This window comes from Acinetobacter brisouii (assembly GCF_008993995.1).
In the GTDB taxonomy this organism is placed as follows: domain Bacteria; phylum Pseudomonadota; class Gammaproteobacteria; order Pseudomonadales; family Moraxellaceae; genus Acinetobacter; species Acinetobacter brisouii_A.
The window spans coordinates 29,234-49,643 of sequence record NZ_BKNN01000002.1 but is presented as its reverse complement, the minus strand read 5'-3'; the positions used below and the strand labels follow the sequence as shown (position 1 = coordinate 49,643).

The 20,410-nt window shown below is 42.0% G+C and carries 20 protein-coding genes and 1 pseudogene; 5 read left to right on the top strand and 16 right to left on the bottom strand.

Going from position 1 to position 20,410, the window contains the following annotated elements:
* Window positions 1-5: 5 nt before the first annotated feature.
* The gene (gene purM, locus GBN19_RS01170; protein WP_151776855.1) at window positions 6-1,076 is read right to left on the bottom strand and encodes a phosphoribosylformylglycinamidine cyclo-ligase; all 1,071 of its coding nucleotides are present in this window, start codon (window positions 1,074-1,076) and stop codon (window positions 6-8) included.
* A 133-nt stretch (window positions 1,077-1,209) separates the two neighbouring features.
* On the opposite strand from purM, the gene cxpE reads away from it, so the two are divergent.
* Complete coding sequence (cxpE, locus tag GBN19_RS01165) at window positions 1,210-2,403, top strand: chloramphenicol efflux transporter CxpE (RefSeq protein WP_151776854.1); 1,194 nt, start codon at window positions 1,210-1,212, stop codon at window positions 2,401-2,403.
* Window positions 2,404-2,424: 21 nt separating this feature from the next.
* A complete protein-coding gene (gene hda, locus GBN19_RS01160) occupies window positions 2,425-3,147 on the top strand; it encodes a DnaA regulatory inactivator Hda (RefSeq protein ID WP_151709741.1) in 723 nt (240 codons plus the stop codon).
* On the opposite strand, the gene GBN19_RS01155 is transcribed toward hda, so the two are convergent.
* The 5 genes from GBN19_RS01155 to GBN19_RS01135 all read right to left on the bottom strand — a co-directional run bounded on the left by GBN19_RS01155 (window position 3,144) and on the right by GBN19_RS01135 (window position 6,465).
* Window positions 3,144-3,569 (bottom strand): DUF3106 domain-containing protein, encoded by a 426-nt coding sequence (locus GBN19_RS01155; RefSeq protein ID WP_151709740.1) that lies wholly within the window; start codon window positions 3,567-3,569, stop codon window positions 3,144-3,146. The genes hda and GBN19_RS01155 overlap by 4 nt on opposite strands.
* A complete protein-coding gene (locus tag GBN19_RS01150) occupies window positions 3,559-3,891 on the bottom strand; it encodes a hypothetical protein (protein ID WP_151709739.1) in 333 nt (110 codons plus the stop codon). The genes GBN19_RS01155 and GBN19_RS01150 overlap by 11 nt, the downstream gene beginning before the upstream one ends.
* Window positions 3,881-4,495 carry an RNA polymerase sigma factor gene (locus GBN19_RS01145; RefSeq protein ID WP_151709748.1) on the bottom strand — a complete coding sequence of 205 codons (615 nt, stop codon included), beginning with the start codon at window positions 4,493-4,495 and terminating at the stop codon, window positions 3,881-3,883. Before GBN19_RS01145 ends, GBN19_RS01150 begins: the two co-directional genes overlap by 11 nt.
* Before the next feature lie 159 nt (window positions 4,496-4,654).
* Window positions 4,655-5,431, bottom strand: coding sequence for a TrmH family RNA methyltransferase (locus GBN19_RS01140; RefSeq protein ID WP_151709738.1), 777 nt, complete (start codon window positions 5,429-5,431; stop codon window positions 4,655-4,657).
* Between the two features lie 62 nt (window positions 5,432-5,493).
* Window positions 5,494-6,465, bottom strand: a complete 972-nt coding sequence (locus GBN19_RS01135) for a class 1 fructose-bisphosphatase (protein ID WP_151776853.1) — start codon at window positions 6,463-6,465, stop codon at window positions 5,494-5,496.
* Window positions 6,466-6,643: 178 nt separating this feature from the next.
* Between GBN19_RS01135 and GBN19_RS01130 the strand changes: the two genes are divergently transcribed.
* Complete coding sequence (locus GBN19_RS01130) at window positions 6,644-6,844, top strand: NF038105 family protein (protein ID WP_151776852.1); 201 nt, start codon at window positions 6,644-6,646, stop codon at window positions 6,842-6,844.
* Between the two features lie 40 nt (window positions 6,845-6,884).
* On the opposite strand, the gene pal is transcribed toward GBN19_RS01130, so the two are convergent.
* From pal to GBN19_RS01080, 10 genes and pseudogenes are all read right to left on the bottom strand, one after another.
* Window positions 6,885-7,454 carry a peptidoglycan-associated lipoprotein Pal gene (gene pal, locus GBN19_RS01125; RefSeq protein ID WP_151776851.1) on the bottom strand — a complete coding sequence of 190 codons (570 nt, stop codon included), beginning with the start codon at window positions 7,452-7,454 and terminating at the stop codon, window positions 6,885-6,887.
* A 39-nt stretch (window positions 7,455-7,493) separates the two neighbouring features.
* Entirely contained in the window at window positions 7,494-8,777 is a 1,284-nt protein-coding gene (gene tolB / locus GBN19_RS01120; protein ID WP_151776903.1) for a Tol-Pal system beta propeller repeat protein TolB, read from the bottom strand.
* A 66-nt stretch (window positions 8,778-8,843) separates the two neighbouring features.
* Window positions 8,844-9,005, bottom strand: a pseudogene (locus GBN19_RS16330) (TonB C-terminal domain-containing protein); the annotation flags it as partial.
* 362 nt (window positions 9,006-9,367) lie between these two features.
* Window positions 9,368-10,915, bottom strand: a complete 1,548-nt coding sequence (gene tolA / locus GBN19_RS01110; protein WP_151776850.1) for a cell envelope integrity protein TolA — start codon at window positions 10,913-10,915, stop codon at window positions 9,368-9,370.
* Between the two features lie 3 nt (window positions 10,916-10,918).
* Window positions 10,919-11,374: a protein TolR gene (gene tolR / locus GBN19_RS01105; RefSeq protein WP_151776849.1), complete on the bottom strand. Its 456-nt coding sequence runs from the start codon at window positions 11,372-11,374 to the stop codon at window positions 10,919-10,921.
* Window positions 11,374-12,072: a protein TolQ gene (gene tolQ, locus GBN19_RS01100; RefSeq protein ID WP_151709732.1), complete on the bottom strand. Its 699-nt coding sequence runs from the start codon at window positions 12,070-12,072 to the stop codon at window positions 11,374-11,376. Before tolQ ends, tolR begins: the two co-directional genes overlap by 1 nt.
* A gap of 15 nt (window positions 12,073-12,087) precedes the next feature.
* Window positions 12,088-12,501, bottom strand: a complete 414-nt coding sequence (gene ybgC, locus GBN19_RS01095) for a tol-pal system-associated acyl-CoA thioesterase (protein WP_151709731.1) — start codon at window positions 12,499-12,501, stop codon at window positions 12,088-12,090.
* A 15-nt stretch (window positions 12,502-12,516) separates the two neighbouring features.
* A complete protein-coding gene (ruvB, locus tag GBN19_RS01090; RefSeq protein ID WP_151776848.1) occupies window positions 12,517-13,515 on the bottom strand; it encodes a Holliday junction branch migration DNA helicase RuvB in 999 nt (332 codons plus the stop codon).
* 8 nt (window positions 13,516-13,523) lie between these two features.
* The gene (gene ruvA / locus GBN19_RS01085) at window positions 13,524-14,126 is read right to left on the bottom strand and encodes a Holliday junction branch migration protein RuvA (protein WP_151709729.1); all 603 of its coding nucleotides are present in this window, start codon (window positions 14,124-14,126) and stop codon (window positions 13,524-13,526) included.
* 17 nt (window positions 14,127-14,143) lie between these two features.
* Entirely contained in the window at window positions 14,144-15,487 is a 1,344-nt protein-coding gene (locus GBN19_RS01080; RefSeq protein WP_151776847.1) for a deoxyguanosinetriphosphate triphosphohydrolase, read from the bottom strand.
* Between the two features lie 187 nt (window positions 15,488-15,674).
* Here GBN19_RS01080 and GBN19_RS01075 point away from each other — a divergent pair, with 187 nt between their 5' ends.
* Window positions 15,675-16,379, top strand: a complete 705-nt coding sequence (locus GBN19_RS01075) for a VIT1/CCC1 transporter family protein (RefSeq protein ID WP_151776846.1) — start codon at window positions 15,675-15,677, stop codon at window positions 16,377-16,379.
* Window positions 16,380-16,522: 143 nt separating this feature from the next.
* Complete coding sequence (locus GBN19_RS01070; RefSeq protein WP_171494408.1) at window positions 16,523-20,290, top strand: DUF4132 domain-containing protein; 3,768 nt, start codon at window positions 16,523-16,525, stop codon at window positions 20,288-20,290.
* Window positions 20,291-20,410 lie beyond the last annotated feature (120 nt).

The following is a 20,410-nucleotide window of genomic DNA, read 5'->3' as shown; positions in this document are numbered from 1 at the left end:
GTTTCTTACGCAAATAACACGCGAATTTTTTCGTCTGCGCCTTCAACAGATTCAGCATTTTCTTGGATATGACCAATTTTCCATGCTTTCTCGCCTTGGGCATTTAAGATTTCAACTGTTTTGTCTGCTTCGCTTGGATCAACAGCAATCACCATACCGACGCCACAGTTAAATGTACGGTACATTTCAAAGCGTTCAACATTACCTTCACGTTGTAATAGTTGGAACAACTCTGACCATTCCCAAGAGTTTTCATTGATCACTGCTTGAGCGCCGTTTGGCAATACGCGTGGAAGGTTGCCAGGTAAACCGCCGCCAGTAATATGAGCCATGGCATGCACATCTACTTGTTTGCAAAGTTCAAGCACTGGTTTTACATAAATGCGTGTTGGTTCCATTGCTGTGTCAGCAAGCGGACGACCATCTACGATTTGAGTCAGGTCAACATTTTTAACGTCTAAAATTTTACGTAGTAATGAGTAACCATTTGAGTGTGCGCCACTAGAAGCCACGCCGATGAGTACATCGCCAGCTTTAACTTTAGTGCCATCAATGATTTTACTTTGCTCAACCACGCCCACAGCGAAACCAGCCAAGTCGTAATCTTCACCTTCATACATGCCCGGCATTTCAGCAGTTTCACCACCAACCAATGCACAGCCAGCAAGTTCACACCCTTGACCAATACCTGTTACGACATTGGCAGCAACATCGACATTCAAATGACCAGTTGCATAATAGTCAAGGAAAAATAGAGGTTCAGCACCACATACAAGAAGATCGTTCACGCACATCGCAACCAAATCTTGACCAATCGTGTCATGACGATTTAAGTTAAGTGCTAGGCGCAGTTTTGTACCTACACCGTCAGTGCCTGAAACCAAAACAGGCTCTTCATAGCCTTTTGGAATTTTGCATAATGCGCCAAAGCCGCCTAGTCCGCCCATTACTTCAGGACGAGTGGTGCGTTTTGCGACAGATTTGATGCGATCAACAAGTGCATCACCTGCTTCGATGTCTACGCCTGCATCTTTGTAGCTTAAGCCAGTATTTGGATTAGAAGTCGAGTTGCTCATATGAAGAAGTCTCCGCTTTGGCCGCAGATTATAACCTAATATACGAAATTCTTACGTTATTTATGCACGAAAATGTTATCTTTGCTTCAATTATCCTTAATAAATAATCTTATAAGTTGAAGTAGGCAAACACATGACTGATCGTCCCCTACGTCGGATCTTCATTTTGGTAAGTATTGGGCTGTTGCTATGGCTGATTTATTTACTTAAACCTGTGGTTATTCCTTTTGTTGGCGCATTTTTTATCGCTTATTTATTTAGTCCACTGGTTGCCCGCTTGTCCCTTATTGGTCTACCACGTTGGTTATCTACCTGTATTGTGTTTTTTGGCATCAGTATTGCGGTTAGTTTTGCACTTTGGTATGTGGTTCCTCTGGTTTGGAAACAGGTGATTTATGCACGAGACAGTATTCCCGCAGGTGTGCATTGGGTGAATCATCGTTTATTGCCGTGGGCAGAACATACATTTAATTTAGAGCCGATGCGTGTTGATACAGATCAGATGTCAAATGCCATCATGCAATATATTCAGACCAATTATAGTGTTGATAGTATTCAGACTTTAATACTGCGACTCGCTCAATCTGGCTTGAATTTTATCCAGATTGGTGGAACGGTTGTCCTTGTTCCAATTATTGCATTTTATTTTTTATTGGATTGGGAGCGTATGCTGACGCAGATGCATCGTCTCATTCCACGCCCTTATGAAAAAAATACCATGCGTATTGTTCGAGAATGTCATGTGGTATTAGGGGCATTTGTGAAAGGTCAGTTCCTTGTGATGTTTTTACTGGGAGTCGTGTATGCTGTTGGGCTGCAACTGATTGGTTTGGAAGTGGGTTTAATCATTGGAATGGTTGCAGGACTAGCCAGTATTATTCCGTATTTAGGTTTTGCGGTTGGCATCATTTCTGCGGTAGTTGCAACTTTATTTCAGTTTGGAATTGATTGGATGCAATTATTCTTGGTCGGAATCGTGTTTATGGTTGGGCAAGTGATTGAGGGCTATGTGTTACAACCATTTTTATTGGGAGATAAAATTGGCTTATCGCCTGTAGCCGTGGTTTTTGCTGTCTTGGCGGGGGCACATTTAGGTGGTATTTTAGGCATGCTGATTGCGTTGCCTGTTGCTGCAGTGATTGTGGTATTGCTCAAACATGCGCGTGAATTTTATGAAAGTACGACATGGTATGCTCAGCCGCCCCAAGTACAACTTAATCCTGAGGATTCAGATTGTATGCATGTTGAAGCTGAAAATATTAATCTTGATATAACAATAAAAAATCAGCAAGATAGCCAAAAATCAAGTAAGATTGATCCAGAATAAACTCTAGGTACATGTGCATTTATGCGTCAATTACAACTCGACATAGAACCTCAACTTGATGCCCGAATTAGTGATTTTTCAGGGCCGAGTTGGGGGCATGTCATTGATGCAATTCGCCAGTTACATGCGGGTCTAGTCAACCGTTTTTATGTGTATGGTGGAGCAGGTTCTGGTAAAAGTCATCTTTTGTCAGCGATTTGTGATTCGTACTGTGAAACAGGAAAAACTGCTATACAGGTATCATTATTACAACTGCTTGATGCACCTATTGAGGCAATTACATCGTTAGAACAATATGATCTCGTTGCTTTAGATGATATTGAAGCAATTAGTGGTGTGAAACACTGGCAAAAAGCGGTCTTTCATTTAATTAATAATAGTGATCAGGAGGGGCGACAATTGGTGTTTTCTTCACGCTATGCACCAATTGAATTAAAGCTTGAATTGCCTGATCTTCAATCACGTTTGACTCAAGCAGTCAGTGTCAAGTTGCCCAATGGTAGTTTATTCGCAGATCGGCAGGCATTGGTACTTTCAGTGTTGGCACGGCGAGGTGTGCACCTTGATCAGCAGATTATTGATTATCTATTACTAAATGGCCCGCATCAGGCTTCTTTATTGCTGCAAGCAGTTGAACGTCTAGAAAAACTACTTAAAGGTGAAAAAACGAAGTTATCAAATGCGACTCTGCGCCAAATTTATGCCCTGATTGATGAGTATCAGCAAACACCATCGGCTCATTAAGTCGATGGTGCTGACGCACTGTGATTATTTTGAGGATATTTCTGCATATATTGCTGGCGAATCGCGTTACGTTCTTGTGCTGTTTTTGCTTTTTGCATACGTAAACGCATTTCCTGACGTTGCTGTGAACTCATTTGTTGCCAAACATCGCGCATGCGCTGCTGCTCTTGCTCAGGCAGTTGCGTAAACCAATCCATACGTTGCTGAATCGTACTACTTTGTTGTGCCGAAATATCTTTAAGATTTTGATAACGCTGAATCAGTTGTTTTTGCTGTTCAGGACTTAGGTCATTCCAATTGTCATCGACCTGAGCAGTTGTTGTGCTTTTGGTTGAAAAAGGCCAAAAGCGTTCAAAGCCAGCAAAACTGGTTTGTAAAAATGCCAACGCACAAAATGCCAGTGTCACTTTTTTAACTGCCATGGGTATTTTGATCCTCTCCAAATACCATGACCATTTCTAAATCCTCTACCATTTGTGGAGAGAGTTTATTGGCATTGTTATTGACAATTGCATGCTGAGGTTGACTTTTATTGGGCATATTGAGTGCATTTGGCAGCACAATAAAGCCTGTTAGCGTTGCAGCAAGTGCAAAGCCAGTCATTTTCCAGACAGAATGACGGCGGGATTTTTCAGCATGGATCTTTTCAATCACTTGGTACATAACAACATGTTTATCTTCATGATTTTTTGCACGGTGATTAAGTTGGTCTGTAATTTTTTTTGCAAAATCATCATTCTTCATGTGATGATCCTCCAACATGTGGATTAAGGTGTGCTAATGCTGTTCTTAAACCTTGTATAGCGCGGTGATAGTGGGTTTTTACACTTCCTTCGCTACAATTCATAATCTGAGCAGTGGTTTGGGTATCAAAGCCTTCCCATGCGCGTAACATAAAAGCTTGTTGCTGGCGAACAGGAAGTTGGCGGATCGCTGCCTGAATTTCGTCAATCGTGACTTCTTGATCAAGAACATCGAAAGGGTTTAGTTGTTGTTCATCGGCAATCTCAAGAACTTCTTCATTGTCATCATCAAGATTAATTTTTTTGAAGAAAGAGAAAGGCTGTGCTTTTCGGGCTTCTTTACGACGCCAGTCTTGCAGTTTGTGGTTTAGGATCGTGTAAAACAGTGGATACCATTCATTTATTGGCTTGTCCGCATAAGACTTGTGCAGTGCAATAAACGCTTCTTGTACTAAGTCCATTGCAATCCCATGTTGACCTTGAGTTGCATTTTCCATCATCACCAAGGCACGACCTGTCACGTCCTGCATAAAAATCTTCAGACGTTGTTCAGTCGTTTGGGCTTGACTCAGCTCAGACTTGGTCTCTTTTGGTGTTAGATCCATAGAGATGGAAAATCCTGTCATGGGATACCCACCATAATGCTTCAACAATTTATTTCTATAACGTTAAAACACTATGGAAGGTTGACAATATTACGTAATTTTTTTCAGTTTAAAATAATTTTCACTCAAAAGGGCGATAATTAAAATAAATTAAACGATTTACTGGCGTTGACGAACCATTTCAAATAAGCAAATTGAACCTGCAATTGCAACATTAAGTGATTCTTGTCCACCTGGTTGAGGAATCGTGACTGCTTTGGCGTGCGACAGTGCATATTCAGAAGCACCTTGTCCTTCATTGCCTAAAATCCAAACACTTGCTTTGGTCAAGTCTTGTGTATAAAGGCTTTCAGGACGATGTGAACTGGTGACATAGACAGGGATTTGGAATTCAGATAATAAAAGGCGAAGATCGGCATTTTCAAAGCAGACTAATGAAAATTGTGCGCCCATACCTGCACGCAAAACGCGAGGCGACCATAATGCTGCAACGCCTTTGGTACAAATCACTTGTTTTACATTGGCTGCTGCTGCTGAGCGTAATAATGTTCCAACATTACCTGGGTCTTGTACATCATCCAAAATTAAAGTATCTGCTTTAAAATCTACAGTTTGCGAATGCTTTGGGATGTCGATAATAGCAAGACAAGCGAGTGATGTACCCAGTGTACTTAAATCTTTATATAAGCTTTCACTGATAATAAAAATTTGTCCTTGGTATTGCGCTTGGATTTTTTCCAGATCGGGATGTTCTAATGCAGACTCTGTTGTAAAGAGAGAAACCAGATTTTTATGCGCTTGCAACCATGCGAGGCATAAATGTGTCCCTTCAAGAACTGTTTGCTGATGTTTTTTACGATATTGATTTTGCTCAATGAGTGAACGCAAATGTTTGATTTTTGCATTATCTTTTGAAGCAAGGAAAGTCATAGACATGGAAATAACCGCTTAGATGTAAGGCTTAGCTTACATCTAAGTTTAAAACAATAAAAGATGAATTAGTGATAGCTGGTTACAAGTTCGACTTCATCCTTACTGCCCAAAATCACAGGAACACGTTGGTGAAGCTCAGTCGGTTGAATGTCTAAGATACGGACACGTCCCGTTGTTGCTGCACCACCGGCTTGTTCGATCAGCATACTCATAGGATTTGCTTCGTACATGAGACGTAAACGACCTGCTTTTTTCGGATTTTTTAAGTCATACGGATACATGAAAATACCACTACGGCATAAAATACGGTGAATGTCAGCAACCATACAGGCAACCCAGCGCATATTGAAGTCTTTGCCTCGAACGCCTGTTTTACCTTCAAGTAACTCATTGATATAGCGTTGTACAGGTGCTTCCCAGTGACGTTGATTAGATGCATTAATGGCATATTCTTGAGTTGCTGGATTAATGCTAATATCAGTTTTAGTGAGGATAAATTCTTGAGTGTCGATGTCATAAGTAAAGAAAACTGTGCCAGCACCGACAGTTAAAGCAAGCATGGTTGATGGACCATACATGACATAGCCCGCAGCAACTTGTTCAGTACCTGCTTGCATAAAGTCTTCCGCCTGAGTTACGGCATTTTTTGCAGGAAGAATTGAGAAAATTGTCCCTACACACATATTGATATCAATGTTACTAGAGCCATCAAGTGGATCAAATAAAACCAAAAACTGACCATTTTCTTGAGCAGAAGTAAATGTATCAAGTTCTTCTGACGCTAAACCGCCGACGTTTGGATGAGATTGTAATGCATCAATCAAAATTTGATTTGAAATAACGTCCAGTTTTTTCTGAGTTTCTCCCTGAACATTTTCATGTTCTGCACTGCCTAAAATACCTGCAATTGCACCTTTTTGTAATGCTTGGTCAATGGTTTTGCAGCTATCAATAATCGCTTCAATAACATTGGCTAATTCTGGTGTAAGATTTCCCGTTTGTTGTTTTAAATATTGGGATAATGTGGCTGTTGACATAATGAAGTTGCTCCAAATTTTGCGCAAAGTGTTCTTGGCTAGAACGGCTGTGCATATTTTAGATGAGAACCACAGAAAATAAAAATTTTCTTGACACAATTGACCGTATTTTTCATATTGCAAGTCTTACAGAACATGCTATGTTTAAGCCATAACAAAATGAAAAGAGGATATTGCCATGACAACGAAAATGTTTGATGCCATGCCAACACCAAATGAAGCAATTGATTTTGCTGAAATTACTGACGAAAATGTGAAGTCAGCTTGGGCAGATTATTCAGCAAAACCTGAATATAAAGAATTTAATAAACATGACATGATTGAGTCGATGCAATCTGTCACGATTGATGAAACTATGAAGTCATCTCTTGATCATTAAAAAAAGCGCTCCAAATTTGAGCGCTTTTTTGTTGGTGAACTTATTTTAATAGTGGAGGCACTGCTTCATAGTTGAGTTCAACGCGACGGTTTTCTTTCCATGCACTTTCATCATGTCCTGGATTAATTGGCATTTCTTTACCATAGCTTATAGTTTCAAGCTGAGTTGGGTTAACGCCATACGAAACGAGATAGTTAAATACAGATTTCGCACGACGTTCACCCAATGCCATATTATATTCACGTGTACCGCGTTCATCGGTATGACCTGTCAATGCGATTTTAGAATTTAAGTTGGCTTTTAAGAAGTCGGCATGGGCTTGTAATGTCTGATAATCAGTTGGCGATAGGTCACTGCTATCATAACCAAAATGGACAACACGTTGTGCAAGGAATGAACGGTTTGCATCTGTCACGCCTTTTGCAGATGCGCCTGCTAAGTTGCGTGCATCGATTGCAGCATCATCACTTAAACCACTGGTATCTACACTGGTTGTTCCCGATGGATTGGTTGTCACAGGTGTAACTTGTGCAGGTTTACGACTTGCACAACCTGTAAAAATAACTGTAGATGCCAGTACAGGCAGAATCAAAAGTTTTAAGGTGTTCATAATCATTACTCCATAATTACAATCGTGTAATACTCAAAATTATTTAGGTGCCCATGCAGGTTCACGTACTTCACCTTGCTCACTTGGCAAGTTCATACGGAATTGTCCATTGGTTGAAATAATGGATAACAAGCCTCTGTTGCCTTCATGTGTGGCATATACCACCATTTGCCCGTTTGGAGAAAAACTTGGTGACTCATCAAGATTGGTTGGTGTTAGTACATTTAATACACCTGAGTTGAGATCTTGAATTGCAACTTTAAAGCTACTGCCAACAGGGCGATGTACCATTGCAAGTTTTTGACCGTCTGCATTTAATGTACCGCGTGCATTAAATGTGCCACGGAAGGTAATGCGTTTGGTTGAACCATCAGCAAAGGTATAGCGATAAATTTGTGGTGAACCGCCACGATCAGATGTGAAAATAAATGACTTTCCATCTGGGGCATAGCGCGCTTCTGTATCAATCGCTGAGTCATTGGTGATACGTTCGTATTGGCGTGTTGCTATGTCCATCCGATAAATATCAGGATTTCCATCCATTGATGATGTAAATAACATCGACTTGCCATCTGGAGAGAAACTTGGAGCGCCATTTAGACCTTTAAAGTTGGTTAAAACTTGACGTTGTCCTGTTGATAAGTCTTGCAAATAAATAGCAGGGCGCTTGGTTTCAAAAGAAACATAGGCAATCTGTTTGCCATCAGGCGTCCAAGCAGGCGAAAGAATTGGATAATGAGAAGACAATACAGTAAATGGTCGTTCACCATCGGTATCTGCAATTTGTAGCGTGTAGCGTTTATCTGAATTTGTCGGGTCACGAAGCACGTAGGCAATCCGACCGCTAAAATCGCCTTGAATGCCTGTGAGTGCTTGATAAATCGCATCACTCATCATATGCGCTGCTTGGCGTATACGTGAATTTGGCACAGTCAAAACTTCATTCAGCAGGTATTTTTGTTTGTCTACATCGTAAAGCTGATAGTGAACTTGGGCGCTATTGGCATCGATCGCTGTGATTTTACCCACCACAACATATGGAATGCCTGCTGCTTTCCAGTTGTCTGCACTGACTTGATCAATTGCTGCACTGGTTGGTAAGTTTTGCGATGCGCTACTAAAACGCCCAGAACGGTTTAAATCCGTTTCAACAATTGGGTAAATACTCTGATCATTGCTAAAAGGAACGATTGCAATCTTTGGTGCTTGATCGGGTGCCTTTGCAATTTCAAGATGTAATTGAGCTGAGGTGGTTGTGGATAGGCTTGAGCCAAATGCCGCAACAAATGCGAATGCAAGGAGATGTTGACGTTTCATTTCCATCATTATGTGCAGTTCTTAGGATGACAAGGTTTTACACAATCTAAACTATGCAGGTCAAATAAACTATTACTTTGCTGTAAAAGTTATATAAATAATTTTGAGTTCACTTGGAGTTGGGTAAGGCGCAGATTTTAAAATGGCTTGACGAATACTGTCTTGCATTTCTTGTGAGTTGCTTTGAATGTCTATACTGAATACGTTGCCATCTGAATCAAGTTGGATTTTTACTTTTGCAGTTTGCCTGAGCTATGTGGAGGAACATCCCAAGCTGCATGAATTTTACATGTATACAGTAGCGAGCTGAGAGGTAGATAATTCCTCATCTGTTTCGAGTGTATTTGTAAGATGGAGTGTGTGACGACATGTTGCATCAATATTTGCTTGTTTTTTTGCTTCTTGTGTTGCTTCTATTTTGGTTGGTTTGAGTTGATTCGGTATAGATGCTATCTGTTGTGCGGATACAGAATAACAGGCGCTTAGACTTAAGCATGTAATGAAACCAATTAAAAGATAGTGATGTACTGATTTAAAATGAAACATGGTTTTAGATTAAGTATGATTTTCTTGTGAAAATCATACTTAATCTTGAATTATTTTGCAGTGAATGATGCACTAAAACTTTGTGCTTCACGACGTGCATCAGGATCAGTTGGCATTGGATAAGGTGCAGCACGGCGAACAGCAGCTTCAACACTGGCCTTAACATCGGGATCATTTGAGCTGACCAATACCGAAGCAACACCTCCTGAAGCAGTCAGGGTTACACGTACGCTAGCAGTTTTACCTGTAGAGCCAGATGGAACATCCCACACACTTTTAATTTTATTCTGGAAGTCACGTTTTGCCGTTGAGGCAATCCGTTTGGCTTCTGCTTTTTTATTGGCAGTATCTTTGGCTGCTTGTGCTTTGGCATCAGACTCTGCTTTGGCTTTTGCATCTGCCGCAGCTTTTGCATCTGCCTGTTTTTTTGCTTCTAGGTCTGCTTTATGCTTGGCATCTGCTGCTTTATCTGCTGCCTTTTTCGCTTCTGCATCGGCTTTACGTTTAGCATCTGCAGCCGCCTGTTTTTTTGCTTCCGCATTTGCTTTGGCACGTGCCTCAGCCGCAGCCTGTTTTTGAGCTTCTAAAGCGGCTTGTTTCTTGGCATCAGCCTCGGCTTGCTTTTTGGTTTGTAGCGCTGCTTGACGTTTTGCTTCGGCATTTGCTTTAGTACGTGCCTCAGCCGCAGCCTGTTTTTGAGCTTCTAAAGTCGCTTGTTTTTTGGCATCAGCCTCGGCTTGCTTTTTGGCTTGTAGCGCTGCTTGACGTTCTGCTTCAGCATTTGCTTTAGCACGTGCCTCAGCCGCAGCCTGCTTTTGAGCTTCTAAAGTCGCTTGTTTCTTAGCATCAGCCTCGGCTTGCTTTTTGGCTTGTAGCGCTGCTTGACGTTCTACTTCAGCATTTGCTTTAGCACGTGCCTCAGCCGCAGCCTGCTTTTGAGCTTCTAAAGTCGCTTGTTTCTTAGCATCAGCCTCGGCTTGCTTTTTGGCTTGTAGCGCTGCTTGACGTTTTGCTTCAGCATTTGCTTTAGCACGTGCCTCAGCCTCGGCTTGCTTTTGAGCTTCTAAAGCGGCTTGTTTCTTGGCATCAGCCTCGGCTTGCTTTTTGGCTTGTAGCGCTGCTTGATGTTTTGCTTCTGCATTTGCTTTAGTACGTGCCTCAGCCTCAGCTTGCTTTTGAGCTTCTAAAGCGGCTTGTTTCTTGGCATCAGCCTCGGCTTGCTGTTGAGCTTGTAATGCTGCTTGTTTCTTGGCATCAGCCTCGGCTTGCTGTTGAGCTTGTAATGCTGCTTGATGTTTTGCTGCGGTAGCAGCAGCTAAAGCAGCAAGCTGCTGCGTATCTGGTGTTGTTTTTTTGGGTTGCTCTGTGGGTTCAGCCGTTTGTGCAGTATCTTGCTCTGGTGCAGTTGCTGTTTCAGCTTGTTCTGTTTGCGTGAGAGTTTTCGGATCAACCAAATAGGTTTTGAGCTTTTTGGGTGGTTCAGGTGGTTTACTTAAACCCAAATACAATAATCCCACAATCGCAATCGCATGTACGCCAATGGTAAATCCAATCGCAATGGCTTTTTGCGTGAAAGGAGGTTTTTGAATCTGTTTCATAAATTATTTCACAGGCTCAGTGAGTAAGCCAACTTGTTCTAACCCTGCTTGCTGCAAGTTTGCCATGAGTGTTACAACATCGCCATAAGGTCGAGATTTATCACCATTTACTAATACATTCAACTTGGTATGATTTTGTGTAGCCTGTTGCTGCGCTTGGCTTAAAATCTCTTTAATCTGATCTAGCGACATCGCTTGATCATCATGATATTTTTTTTGATCATTTAAATAATATTGCCCATCTGCCTTTAAAGAAACAATCGCAGGTGTATCTTTTGACTCAAATGGTGTGCTATTGGCTTGAGGTAAGTCAACCTTGATACTGCTAGTGATCATCGGGGCAGTGACCATGAAAATCACCAGAAGCACCAACATGACATCAATATAAGGGACAACATTCATGTCACTTTTTAGCGGTTTTTTAATACGCTCGAAGCGTCCTGAACGCTGAATGGCCATTATTCAGCATCCTGTGTGGTGCTAAAAGACTGGCGCTGTAGTAATGCCACCATTTCTTCTGCAAAGAGTGCACGATCTGAGTAAACAGCTTCACTTTTCGCAGTAAAATGGTTAAATGACAAGACTGCGGGAATTGCAGCAAATAGACCAATTGCAGTTGCAACTAGCGCTTCAGCAATACCGGGAGCAACAGTTGCAAGCGTAACTTGTTCGACAGCAGCAAGTCCAATAAAGGCATTCATGATGCCCCAAACAGTGCCGAATAAACCAATATACGGTGCAACTGAACCAATACTGGCCAATGCACTTAAACCAGATTCTAAATAACTTTGATCACGACTCAGACCAACACGCAAGATACGCTCAGTCCCTTCAAGATTTTGAACCAAAGGAACATGGCGTTTTTTGAGTTTTAAAAACTCTCCAAAACCTTGGTAAAAAATATCTTCTAAACCATAACGTTTTGAGTTGAGCTGAGCATTGTTATAGAGCGTGCTTAGTTCAGCACCTGACCAAAAAATCTTTTGAAAGTGCTCGTCTTGTTGTTGTGCTTTTTTGAAACCTAAATGTAATCTGGCAATCAAGTACCAACTATATAGCGAAGCCAAAAACAGCAGCAGCATCACTGCTTGAACAACGGGGCTTGCTTGCAAAACTAAATCGGAAATATGCAGGGTAGCGGTTACTTGATTTGCCATAATACAACAGGTCACTTATGCTTTTTCTTGATCCAACTGTTCTAGGATCAACTGACGGAGATAATCGGGAAGTCGGCGTGGGCGCATGTCTTTACTTAAGCATGCCAGCTCAACTTCACCAGAAGCTAGCAAGATTTCATCACGATAAATTTCTTGTTGCAATACAAATGACGCAGTTTTACAAGAAATAACACGTGCAGTTACTGTAATCAGGTTATCCATCAGAATTGGGCGATGGTATTTAATGTCAATTTTATGGACAACAAAGTTGTAATCGGTTTGGTGCCAATAATGATCGATACCAGAAGCACGTAGCCACTCAGTACGGGTGCGTTCCATAAAACGAATGTGGTTAGCATGATAAACAATGCCACCCGCATCGGTGTCTTCAATGTAAACACGTATTTTGAACTCAAAACGATTAGCCATAAATGTTTTCCATAATTAGGTTTCAGGAGGAACCAATCCAAATTGTAGATAGGATTGATTAGTCGCAATTCGGCCACGCGCAGTACGCATGACAAAACCTTGTTGAATTAAATAGGGTTCGATGACATCTTCAAGTGTGCCACTGTCTTCTGCCATGGCTGCTGCAAGGGCTTCAATTCCTGCTGGCCCACCATCAAAGCGTTCAAGTAACATGCTTAAGTAACGGCGGTCTAAAGTGTCTAAGCCAGCTTTATCGACATTGAGCATATCGAGGGCACGTTGAGCCATGTCTTGAGTCACTTCACCAGTGCCTTTGACTTGAGCATAGTCGCGAACACGGCGTAGCAAACGGTTGGCAATACGTGGTGTACCTCGTGAGCGGCGCGCAATTTCAGATGCCCCTTCACTGGTCATCGGGACATCCATTAACAGCGCCGAACGACTGACAATCGAGGTCAAGTCTTCGACAGAGTAAAACTCAAGGCGTTGTACAATGCCGAAGCGGTCACGTAGTGGTGAGGTCAATAAACCTGCACGGGTGGTGGCAGCAACTAACGTAAATGGAGGTAAATCCAGTTTAATTGAGCGTGCAGCAGGGCCTTCACCAATCATGATGTCGAGCTGATAATCTTCCATCGCAGGGTAAAGGATTTCCTCAATCACTGGAGAAAGTCGATGGATTTCATCGATAAATAGCACATCACCTTCTTCAAGATTGGTGAGCAATGCAGCTAAATCACCAGCGCGTTCAAGTACAGGGCCTGAAGTCGACTTTAAATTGCCACCCATTTCACGGGCAATAATATTGGCAAGTGTGGTTTTGCCCAAACCTGGTGGGCCAAAAATCAAAGTATGATCGAGTGCTTCACTACGACCACGGGCAGCTCCAATGAAGATTTCCATTTGCTCACGCACAACGGGTTGCCCAACATAGTCTGATAGCGTGGCTGGGCGAATGGCACGATCTATATGATCTTCAGTTTTTTCTACACTACTAATTAATCGATCTTGCATGGTGCTTATCATTTCATCATAGATTTAAGCGCCGCACGAATCAGGTCTGCGACATCGGTAAATTGATCTTTGACTAAAGCAATTGCTTTTTGTGCTTCGGCAGGTTTATAGCCCAATGACTGTAATGCTGCTTCGGCTTCTGCAATTGCAGAATTGCCAGAAAGTTTTAATGTGCTATTGGGGTGATTTTGGGGTAGATTCCCAGATAGCCCTTTAATACGATCTCTTAATTCAATTAATAAACGTTCGGCGGTTTTTTTGCCTACCCCTGGCACTTTGACCAAAGTGTTGACGTCATCATGTTCAATCGTTTGAATGAGTAATTCGACACTGAGTGTAGATAAAATCCCCAGCGCCATTTTTGGACCTACACCATTGACTTTGAGTAATGTTCTAAAAATGCTTTTTTCTTGGGCATCCAAGAAACCATACAATTGTTGCGCATCTTCACGCACAACCAAGTGTGTCCATAGTGTCACTTTTTGCCCCTTTTGTAATTGGCAAAAAGTTGAAAGTGGCGTGTCTATTTCATAGCCGACACCATTGACGTTTAATAAAACGCAGGGTGCCGTTTCGATGGAAATAATTTCGCCGATTAAGCAGCCAATCATGTGAGTTTTTCCTGAAATTAAATCAAAGAGGTCGGACGACCTTGTAAAACTTGCGCGAGATCATAAGCTTCATGATCTGAAAACTTACTGATAATATCGAGTACCTGCATGATGTTTTGGTAGTGATTTTCTGCAAAATGTGCGCCATATTGCTGCAAAATTGACATCATACGCTGATCTTTAAAGCTGAGTTGCTTGTTTGGAACAGTCAAAGGAATGAAAGCATCGAGAATAGTTTGTAAACTCATGTGTGCAACAATTTCTAAGTCGAGCTTTTCTCGATGCCCAAAGATTTTTTCACGAGCCAGATTTTTTGCACGTTCAATTCCTTCGGAAATATCTGGGGCGCAGTACTGTAACAGGTTTCCATTGAGTTGACCTGTCAAAATTTGGTGCTGATACTTGGCAAAAGCTGTCGTGACTTCATCGACTAGGCGTTTCATGACACGTCCACGCAAAGCTGCAATTTTTTGCTGCCATGTACTCCACGGAACGGACAATTCACTTGGAATACCATAATCTGCAATCAGATTGAGAAAGATCGGTTCAACTTCTTGATATGTCAAAATATTGAGACTAATTCCATCTTCAAGGTCAATGAGGGCATAGCACATATCATCGGCTGCTTCGAGCAAATAGGTCAGTGGGTGACGACAATAGTGATATTCACCAAGTTGAATCAGTCCCAGCTGTTCGGCAATATCTTTTAAAATGTCTTTTTCTGTTTGGTAACAGCCGAATTTTGCGCGTTGATGTGAAGGGCTGTCACCTTGGGATTCAATGGTTTTAGACAGCCAAGGGTATTTAAGATAAGCACCTAAAGTGGCACAAGTTAAACGCATCCCCCCGTCATTGGGGTGATAGTCGATTCGAGTTAATAGTCTTAAACCTTGAGCATTGCCTTCAAACTGGCGCACATCGGCTTGTTCCTCAGGGCTAAGTTCAGTGAGAAAATTGGTATGAGCAGCATCGTCAAACCATTCACGAATCGCATATTCGCCTGCATGTCCAAAAGGTGGATTGCCAATATCATGAGCAAGACATGCTGCCTGAATAATTGCACCCACATCGGCAGGCGTCACCCACATGGGTAAATCATCTTTGATTTTTTCGGCAGCCATCATGCCAAGGGAGCGCCCAATACAGGACACTTCTAGGGAATGTGTCAGGCGTGTATGTACACCATCATGTTGAGTCAGGGGGTGAACCTGAGTTTTACGGTTGAGTTGCCGAAAGCTTTGAGAAAAAATGATACGGTCATAGTCTTTATGAAATGGACTGCGCCCAAGTTGTTCATTTCCTGTTTTTTTTGTACCTAAACGAATTGCAGAGAGCAATTCTAACCAACGCATTTGTCTCATAAATTGTATTGTTATTCCTTGTAAAAAGACATCATGCCAAAAAAGTGGGTGAGACTCTAGCGTATAACGTCAGAAGTTGTCGTAATGACTTGTCGTGCGCAGTTTAGATGCAACAGATGTCGAAGTGATGAACAGATTCATGTTATATACACCCTAAAGATCAAAATAAGAGAAAGCGTAAAAGATCATGACACGACACTCTTCACATATTGAAAAACATTATACCGAGCGTTCGGGTTGGCTACGTGCCGCAGTGTTGGGGGCAAATGACGGGATTATTTCTGTGACCAGTTTGGTGATTGGGATTGCCGCAAGTGGTGCATCTACACACACGGTTTTGGTCAGTTGTATTGCGGGGTTAATTTCGGGCGCTGTATCTATGGCGGCAGGCGAATATATTTCGGTCAAATCACAGCAGGATATTGAACATGCAGACTTGAAAATGGAAGCGCATGAGTTGCGCCATAATCCAGAACAAGAACTTAAAGAATTAACTAAAATTTATACACAGCGTGGGTTGGAAGCAAGCTTGGCTGCTGAGGTCGCCAAACAGTTGACAGCACATAATGCTTTACAAGCACATGCCCGTGATGAAATTGGGATTGTTGAACAAACTTTGGCACAGCCATTACAGGCGGCATGTTCTTCTGCATTATCTTTTGCTTTAGGGGCATTGTGCCCATTGTTAGCTATTTGGGTTGTTCCTGAAACGTGGTTACAAGTTGGAATCGGTCTTGTTGGGGTATTGTCTCTGGCAATTTTAGGAGCGATTGCCAGTTATGCAGGAGGCAGTTCAATGTTGAAAGGCGCAAGCCGTGTGGTTATTTGGGGGATTTTGGCGATGCTATTTAGTTTTTGGATCGGTTCTCTGTTTGATGTCGGCATGCATTAATCTCACGAAAGCAGTGAGAAATATGAACGACAAATAATGTCGCACAACGTATAAAACATACAATACTTTTTATAAAATTTGATTATACTTTTTACAGATGAGAATAAATCTCTCCTAAAAGAGATAAAATAAAAGGTTAAATGATGCTAGAAAATGTATTCAGTCAGTTAGGTGTTGAATCAGAAGACAATAAACAACAAAAAGTCGCAGCAGAGTTGCTGTATAAAGTGATTGCACCACTGCAAGCATTAAATTCACAATATCCTACCCAAATTTTTGACTATATTTGGTCAGGGCAACATCCCGAAATTTTAATGACCTTGCAGTCCCGTCAAGATGACGATGTTGCAATTTTATTGGACAAACCTGCAACGCTGAATTGGTGGCACGTTTCACCCAGTTCACAGTTTCTTGTACAAAACCAAAAGAAGTTAATCAATCAATCTAAAAATGCCCGAGTGAATTTTTATAACCATATTGGAATAGGCTTAAGCTTTGGGCAAACCGTCCGTTTTGGCAAATTTTTAGTTGCTGCGACTCGTGAACAAAATATTACCCGTTTAAATGCTGAAGTTCCGAGCTGGTTGATCTATTTGATGATTGATGGATTGCATAGCAGTTTGGGCGATCACACCATCAATAAAAATATGCAGTTTCGCAAGAACTGGTCTGTGCAAATGCTGCATGAACTCCTAGAGCAAGAGCAGCTTGAAGGTACATTAATCCTGAATGCACTATTTGACCGCGATAATATGTCTGAGTATTACTGGCGTAATTTGGATTTATTCTATCGTTTGCCCGATCTAAAAGATTATATTCAACAGCATTCAGACGCTTTTTCAACACTCTATCAACGACTTTCTGCCAATGGTCAGTTAAACCTGTTTAATTATTTGGAGTTATATCCAAAGGTTGCCAAGCAATTTCCATCGTTGATTGTGAGTTGTGCAGTGTCTAGCAGTAAAAAGGTGCGCAGCGCTGCTCAGTCAATGCTGGCAGGTTTGGAAGAACAAGATGTACAGCAATATTTGGCAGAGCGTTTAGCCAATGCAGCACCGAAAGAACGAGGTTATGCAGCCGATTTGTTGGCGCGTTTGGGGACAGTCAGTCAGGCAACTCTGGAACATGCCTTGACTCAAGAAAAAAGTAAAACCGTAATTCAGACGATTGAGCAGGCACTAGCACGTTTGGCATCACTTGATCGTGCTGAGCAGCAAGATCAATACGATATTCCAAGTTATGAACCGATACAGTTTGTCCGTTTACCTGAGCAAACTAAAGATATTCTGCTGCAAAATTATCGTGATGTACTGGCAAAAGCCAAACAAGATGCCGAAGCTGAAATTGAACAGAACAAGCAGGAAAAATGGAAAAGCAAATGGCGTCAGCAGCGTTGTGCGAGTTTAGAAAAACTCAATGAAGCCACCATTTTTAGCTATTTTGATGTGTTAAATGCTGAAGTATCTGCCAAGAAAAAAGATTTAGATCAAGAGATTATTTTCTATAAACAGCGTTTGAGTCAGTTACCTGAATATAACTTGATTCATTTTTTAATTGCGATGGGGCATCGTTATATACGGGAAGGGCGAATGCATCTTAGTACTTATGCACTCAATGATTGCTTAAAGGCTGAGGATTATGCCAAGCTGGATTTGCGTCAATTGCGTGATGCGATTCAAAAAGCAGGCATAGATCAGGCTGATCAATCCGTTGCTTATTTCTTATTGCAGTCCAACTATGATGATGCTTTGGATCGTTTAGCCCCTGAGCATGTTTGGCCATTTTTTGCGGAGCAACCTGATTTTTTGGCTGAAGCTTTGGGCTTATTGCCTTCGCAGTTACATGGCTACTATGAAAGTTATAATGTGGCTGCTGCCTTGCAAATTTTGGGTTGTTTCCCGCAGTTACCTACCCAATTTATTCCGCGTTTACTCGAACTGGCTTTGGGCGAAAGCAAAAGCTACCGTTTACAGGCACAGCAATTGTTGCAACGACTACCTGACATTCGCTTACGTGCAGAAGAGGGTTTAGCATCGAGTAAGCAGGAAATTCGTATCGTTGCCGCAGAGTGGCTCGTCCGTCTCAACGATGTGGCTGCGATTGCTGCATTACAAACTGCATTGAAAAAAGAAAAACGTGAAGTGGTGATTGCAGCATTATTGACTGCACTGGAAAAATTGGGTGAAGATATTTCTGCGCATTTGTCGCCTCAACACTTACTCAAAGATGCGGAAAAAGGCTTAAAAGCCAAACTGCCAACCAGTCTGAAATGGTTGCTAGATCAGTCTTTTCCTGCATTGACGTGGCAAGATGGCTCAGCCGTCAGCGAAACCATTTTACGCTGGTGGGTGGTGTTGGCACATAAACTCAAAGACCCTGTTGGGAATGCGTTATTTCAGCGTTATTTGAGTTTGTTGTCACTCGACAGCCAGCAGCAATTGGGTGAGTTTCTATTTGCAGGTTTTGCCCATCAGGATGTACGTTCACCGAGTCAAGAAGAGGCACTGGCTGAAGCTGAGCAACACGCACCTGCACGTTTGCAAAGTTATCATGATGCATTTAAGCGCTATGGTCACAAATACCCTGAATACTATGCACATTATGAGCATTTCACCCTTGAGCAAGTCATTGAGGAAATTAAGCGTGAAGTGCTGTCACGTTATTTAGGTTCAGCCATTTCTGATAAAGGGATTTTGGCACTGAGTAGCGGGATTCAGGGGCATAAAGCTGTGCGTCTGTTGCAGCAATATATGAAAGATCATTACCAGCGCCGTGCGCAAATTGAAGCTATGCTCGCCGCAATTTCCAACAGCAATGATCCGTTAATTATCCAATTTTTACTGTCGATTGCGCGTCGTTATCGAACTGCTTCGGTACAGGAAAAAGCACGTCAGTATATTGAGGTGATTGCAGAACGTAATGGCTGGAGCAATGATGAACTGGCAGATCGAACCATTCCAACCGCAGGGTTTGATGAGCAAGGTGTTTTAAGTTTGAGGTTTGGCGAGCGCGAGTTTACAGCAGTTCTTGATGATCAGCTCAAAATGGTTCTGAAAAATGAAGATGGTAAAGTGATTAAGGCATTGCCTGCACCACGCCAAACCGATGATGCCGATCTGGTCAAAGAAACCAAAAAACAGTTCAGTAGCAGCAAAAAAGAACTGAAACAAATCATTGATTTGCAAACCGCCCGTTTATATGAAGCGATGTGTGCTAACCGTCATTGGACAGTCAATGACTGGCAGCAGTATTTGGCTGAACATCCTGTGATGCGTTTGTTGATTCAGCGTTTGGTCTGGCAGGAAATGGCACAAGGTGAAGTGTTAAATACCTTCCGTCCCACCGAAGATGGCAGTTTGATCAATGCTGACGATGATGAAGTGGAACTCAGCCAAGACAGTGAGATTCGTTTGGCGCATGCTGCACTGATGGATGCTGATGAGATTGCAGCATGGCAGCAGCATTATAAAGATTATAAAGTCAAAGGTTTATTCAAACAGCTTGATCATGTATTGCCTGAACTGGAACTGGCGAATAAAGATCAGATTGATGACCATTTGGGCTGGATGACCGATACCTTTACCTTACGTGGCACAGTCACCAAACTCGACTATCAGCGTGGGCAAGCGGAAGATGGTGGCGTATTTGAGTATTACTACAAAACCTTTAACAGTCTGGGGATTTCGGCATTTATTTATTTTAGTGGCAGTTATTTCCCTGAAGAAAATATGCCTGCGGTGCTGTACCGTTTGAGTTTTAGCAAAGTCAAAGGGCGTTCTTGGAACAGTAGTGACATGCAACTCAAAGATGTCCCACCGATTTTATTTGCAGAGTGCTATGCCGACTATTTGGCTGTGGCGGCTGCATGCCGAGGTTTTGATCCTGAATGGCAAAAGAAAACCCCTTGGTAATCATCACTCGAACTCAATACGGAATTTGGTTTTTAGATCAATTGGATACGTGGAAATGTCATCTGCAACTGTCCGAGCCAAACTGTAGTTTGTAAAATTCTGTTTTTGCGAATTATTTTT

Coding starts and splice junctions, on each gene's coding strand:
- purM (WP_151776855.1), bottom strand. CDS start 1,076: ATGAGCAACTCGACTTCTAATCCAAATACTGGCTTAAGCTACAAAGAT.
- cxpE (WP_151776854.1), top strand. CDS start 1,210: ATGACTGATCGTCCCCTACGTCGGATCTTCATTTTGGTAAGTATTGGG.
- hda (WP_151709741.1), top strand. CDS start 2,425: ATGCGTCAATTACAACTCGACATAGAACCTCAACTTGATGCCCGAATT.
- GBN19_RS01155 (WP_151709740.1), bottom strand. CDS start 3,569: ATGGCAGTTAAAAAAGTGACACTGGCATTTTGTGCGTTGGCATTTTTA.
- GBN19_RS01150 (WP_151709739.1), bottom strand. CDS start 3,891: ATGAAGAATGATGATTTTGCAAAAAAAATTACAGACCAACTTAATCAC.
- GBN19_RS01145 (WP_151709748.1), bottom strand. CDS start 4,495: ATGGATCTAACACCAAAAGAGACCAAGTCTGAGCTGAGTCAAGCCCAA.
- GBN19_RS01140 (WP_151709738.1), bottom strand. CDS start 5,431: ATGTCTATGACTTTCCTTGCTTCAAAAGATAATGCAAAAATCAAACAT.
- GBN19_RS01135 (WP_151776853.1), bottom strand. CDS start 6,465: ATGTCAACAGCCACATTATCCCAATATTTAAAACAACAAACGGGAAAT.
- GBN19_RS01130 (WP_151776852.1), top strand. CDS start 6,644: ATGACAACGAAAATGTTTGATGCCATGCCAACACCAAATGAAGCAATT.
- pal (WP_151776851.1), bottom strand. CDS start 7,454: ATGAACACCTTAAAACTTTTGATTCTGCCTGTACTGGCATCTACAGTT.
- tolB (WP_151776903.1), bottom strand. CDS start 8,777: ATGGAAATGAAACGTCAACATCTCCTTGCATTCGCATTTGTTGCGGCA.
- tolA (WP_151776850.1), bottom strand. CDS start 10,915: ATGAAACAGATTCAAAAACCTCCTTTCACGCAAAAAGCCATTGCGATT.
- tolR (WP_151776849.1), bottom strand. CDS start 11,374: ATGGCCATTCAGCGTTCAGGACGCTTCGAGCGTATTAAAAAACCGCTA.
- tolQ (WP_151709732.1), bottom strand. CDS start 12,072: ATGGCAAATCAAGTAACCGCTACCCTGCATATTTCCGATTTAGTTTTG.
- ybgC (WP_151709731.1), bottom strand. CDS start 12,501: ATGGCTAATCGTTTTGAGTTCAAAATACGTGTTTACATTGAAGACACC.
- ruvB (WP_151776848.1), bottom strand. CDS start 13,515: ATGCAAGATCGATTAATTAGTAGTGTAGAAAAAACTGAAGATCATATA.
- ruvA (WP_151709729.1), bottom strand. CDS start 14,126: ATGATTGGCTGCTTAATCGGCGAAATTATTTCCATCGAAACGGCACCC.
- GBN19_RS01080 (WP_151776847.1), bottom strand. CDS start 15,487: ATGAGACAAATGCGTTGGTTAGAATTGCTCTCTGCAATTCGTTTAGGT.
- GBN19_RS01075 (WP_151776846.1), top strand. CDS start 15,675: ATGACACGACACTCTTCACATATTGAAAAACATTATACCGAGCGTTCG.
- GBN19_RS01070 (WP_171494408.1), top strand. CDS start 16,523: ATGCTAGAAAATGTATTCAGTCAGTTAGGTGTTGAATCAGAAGACAAT.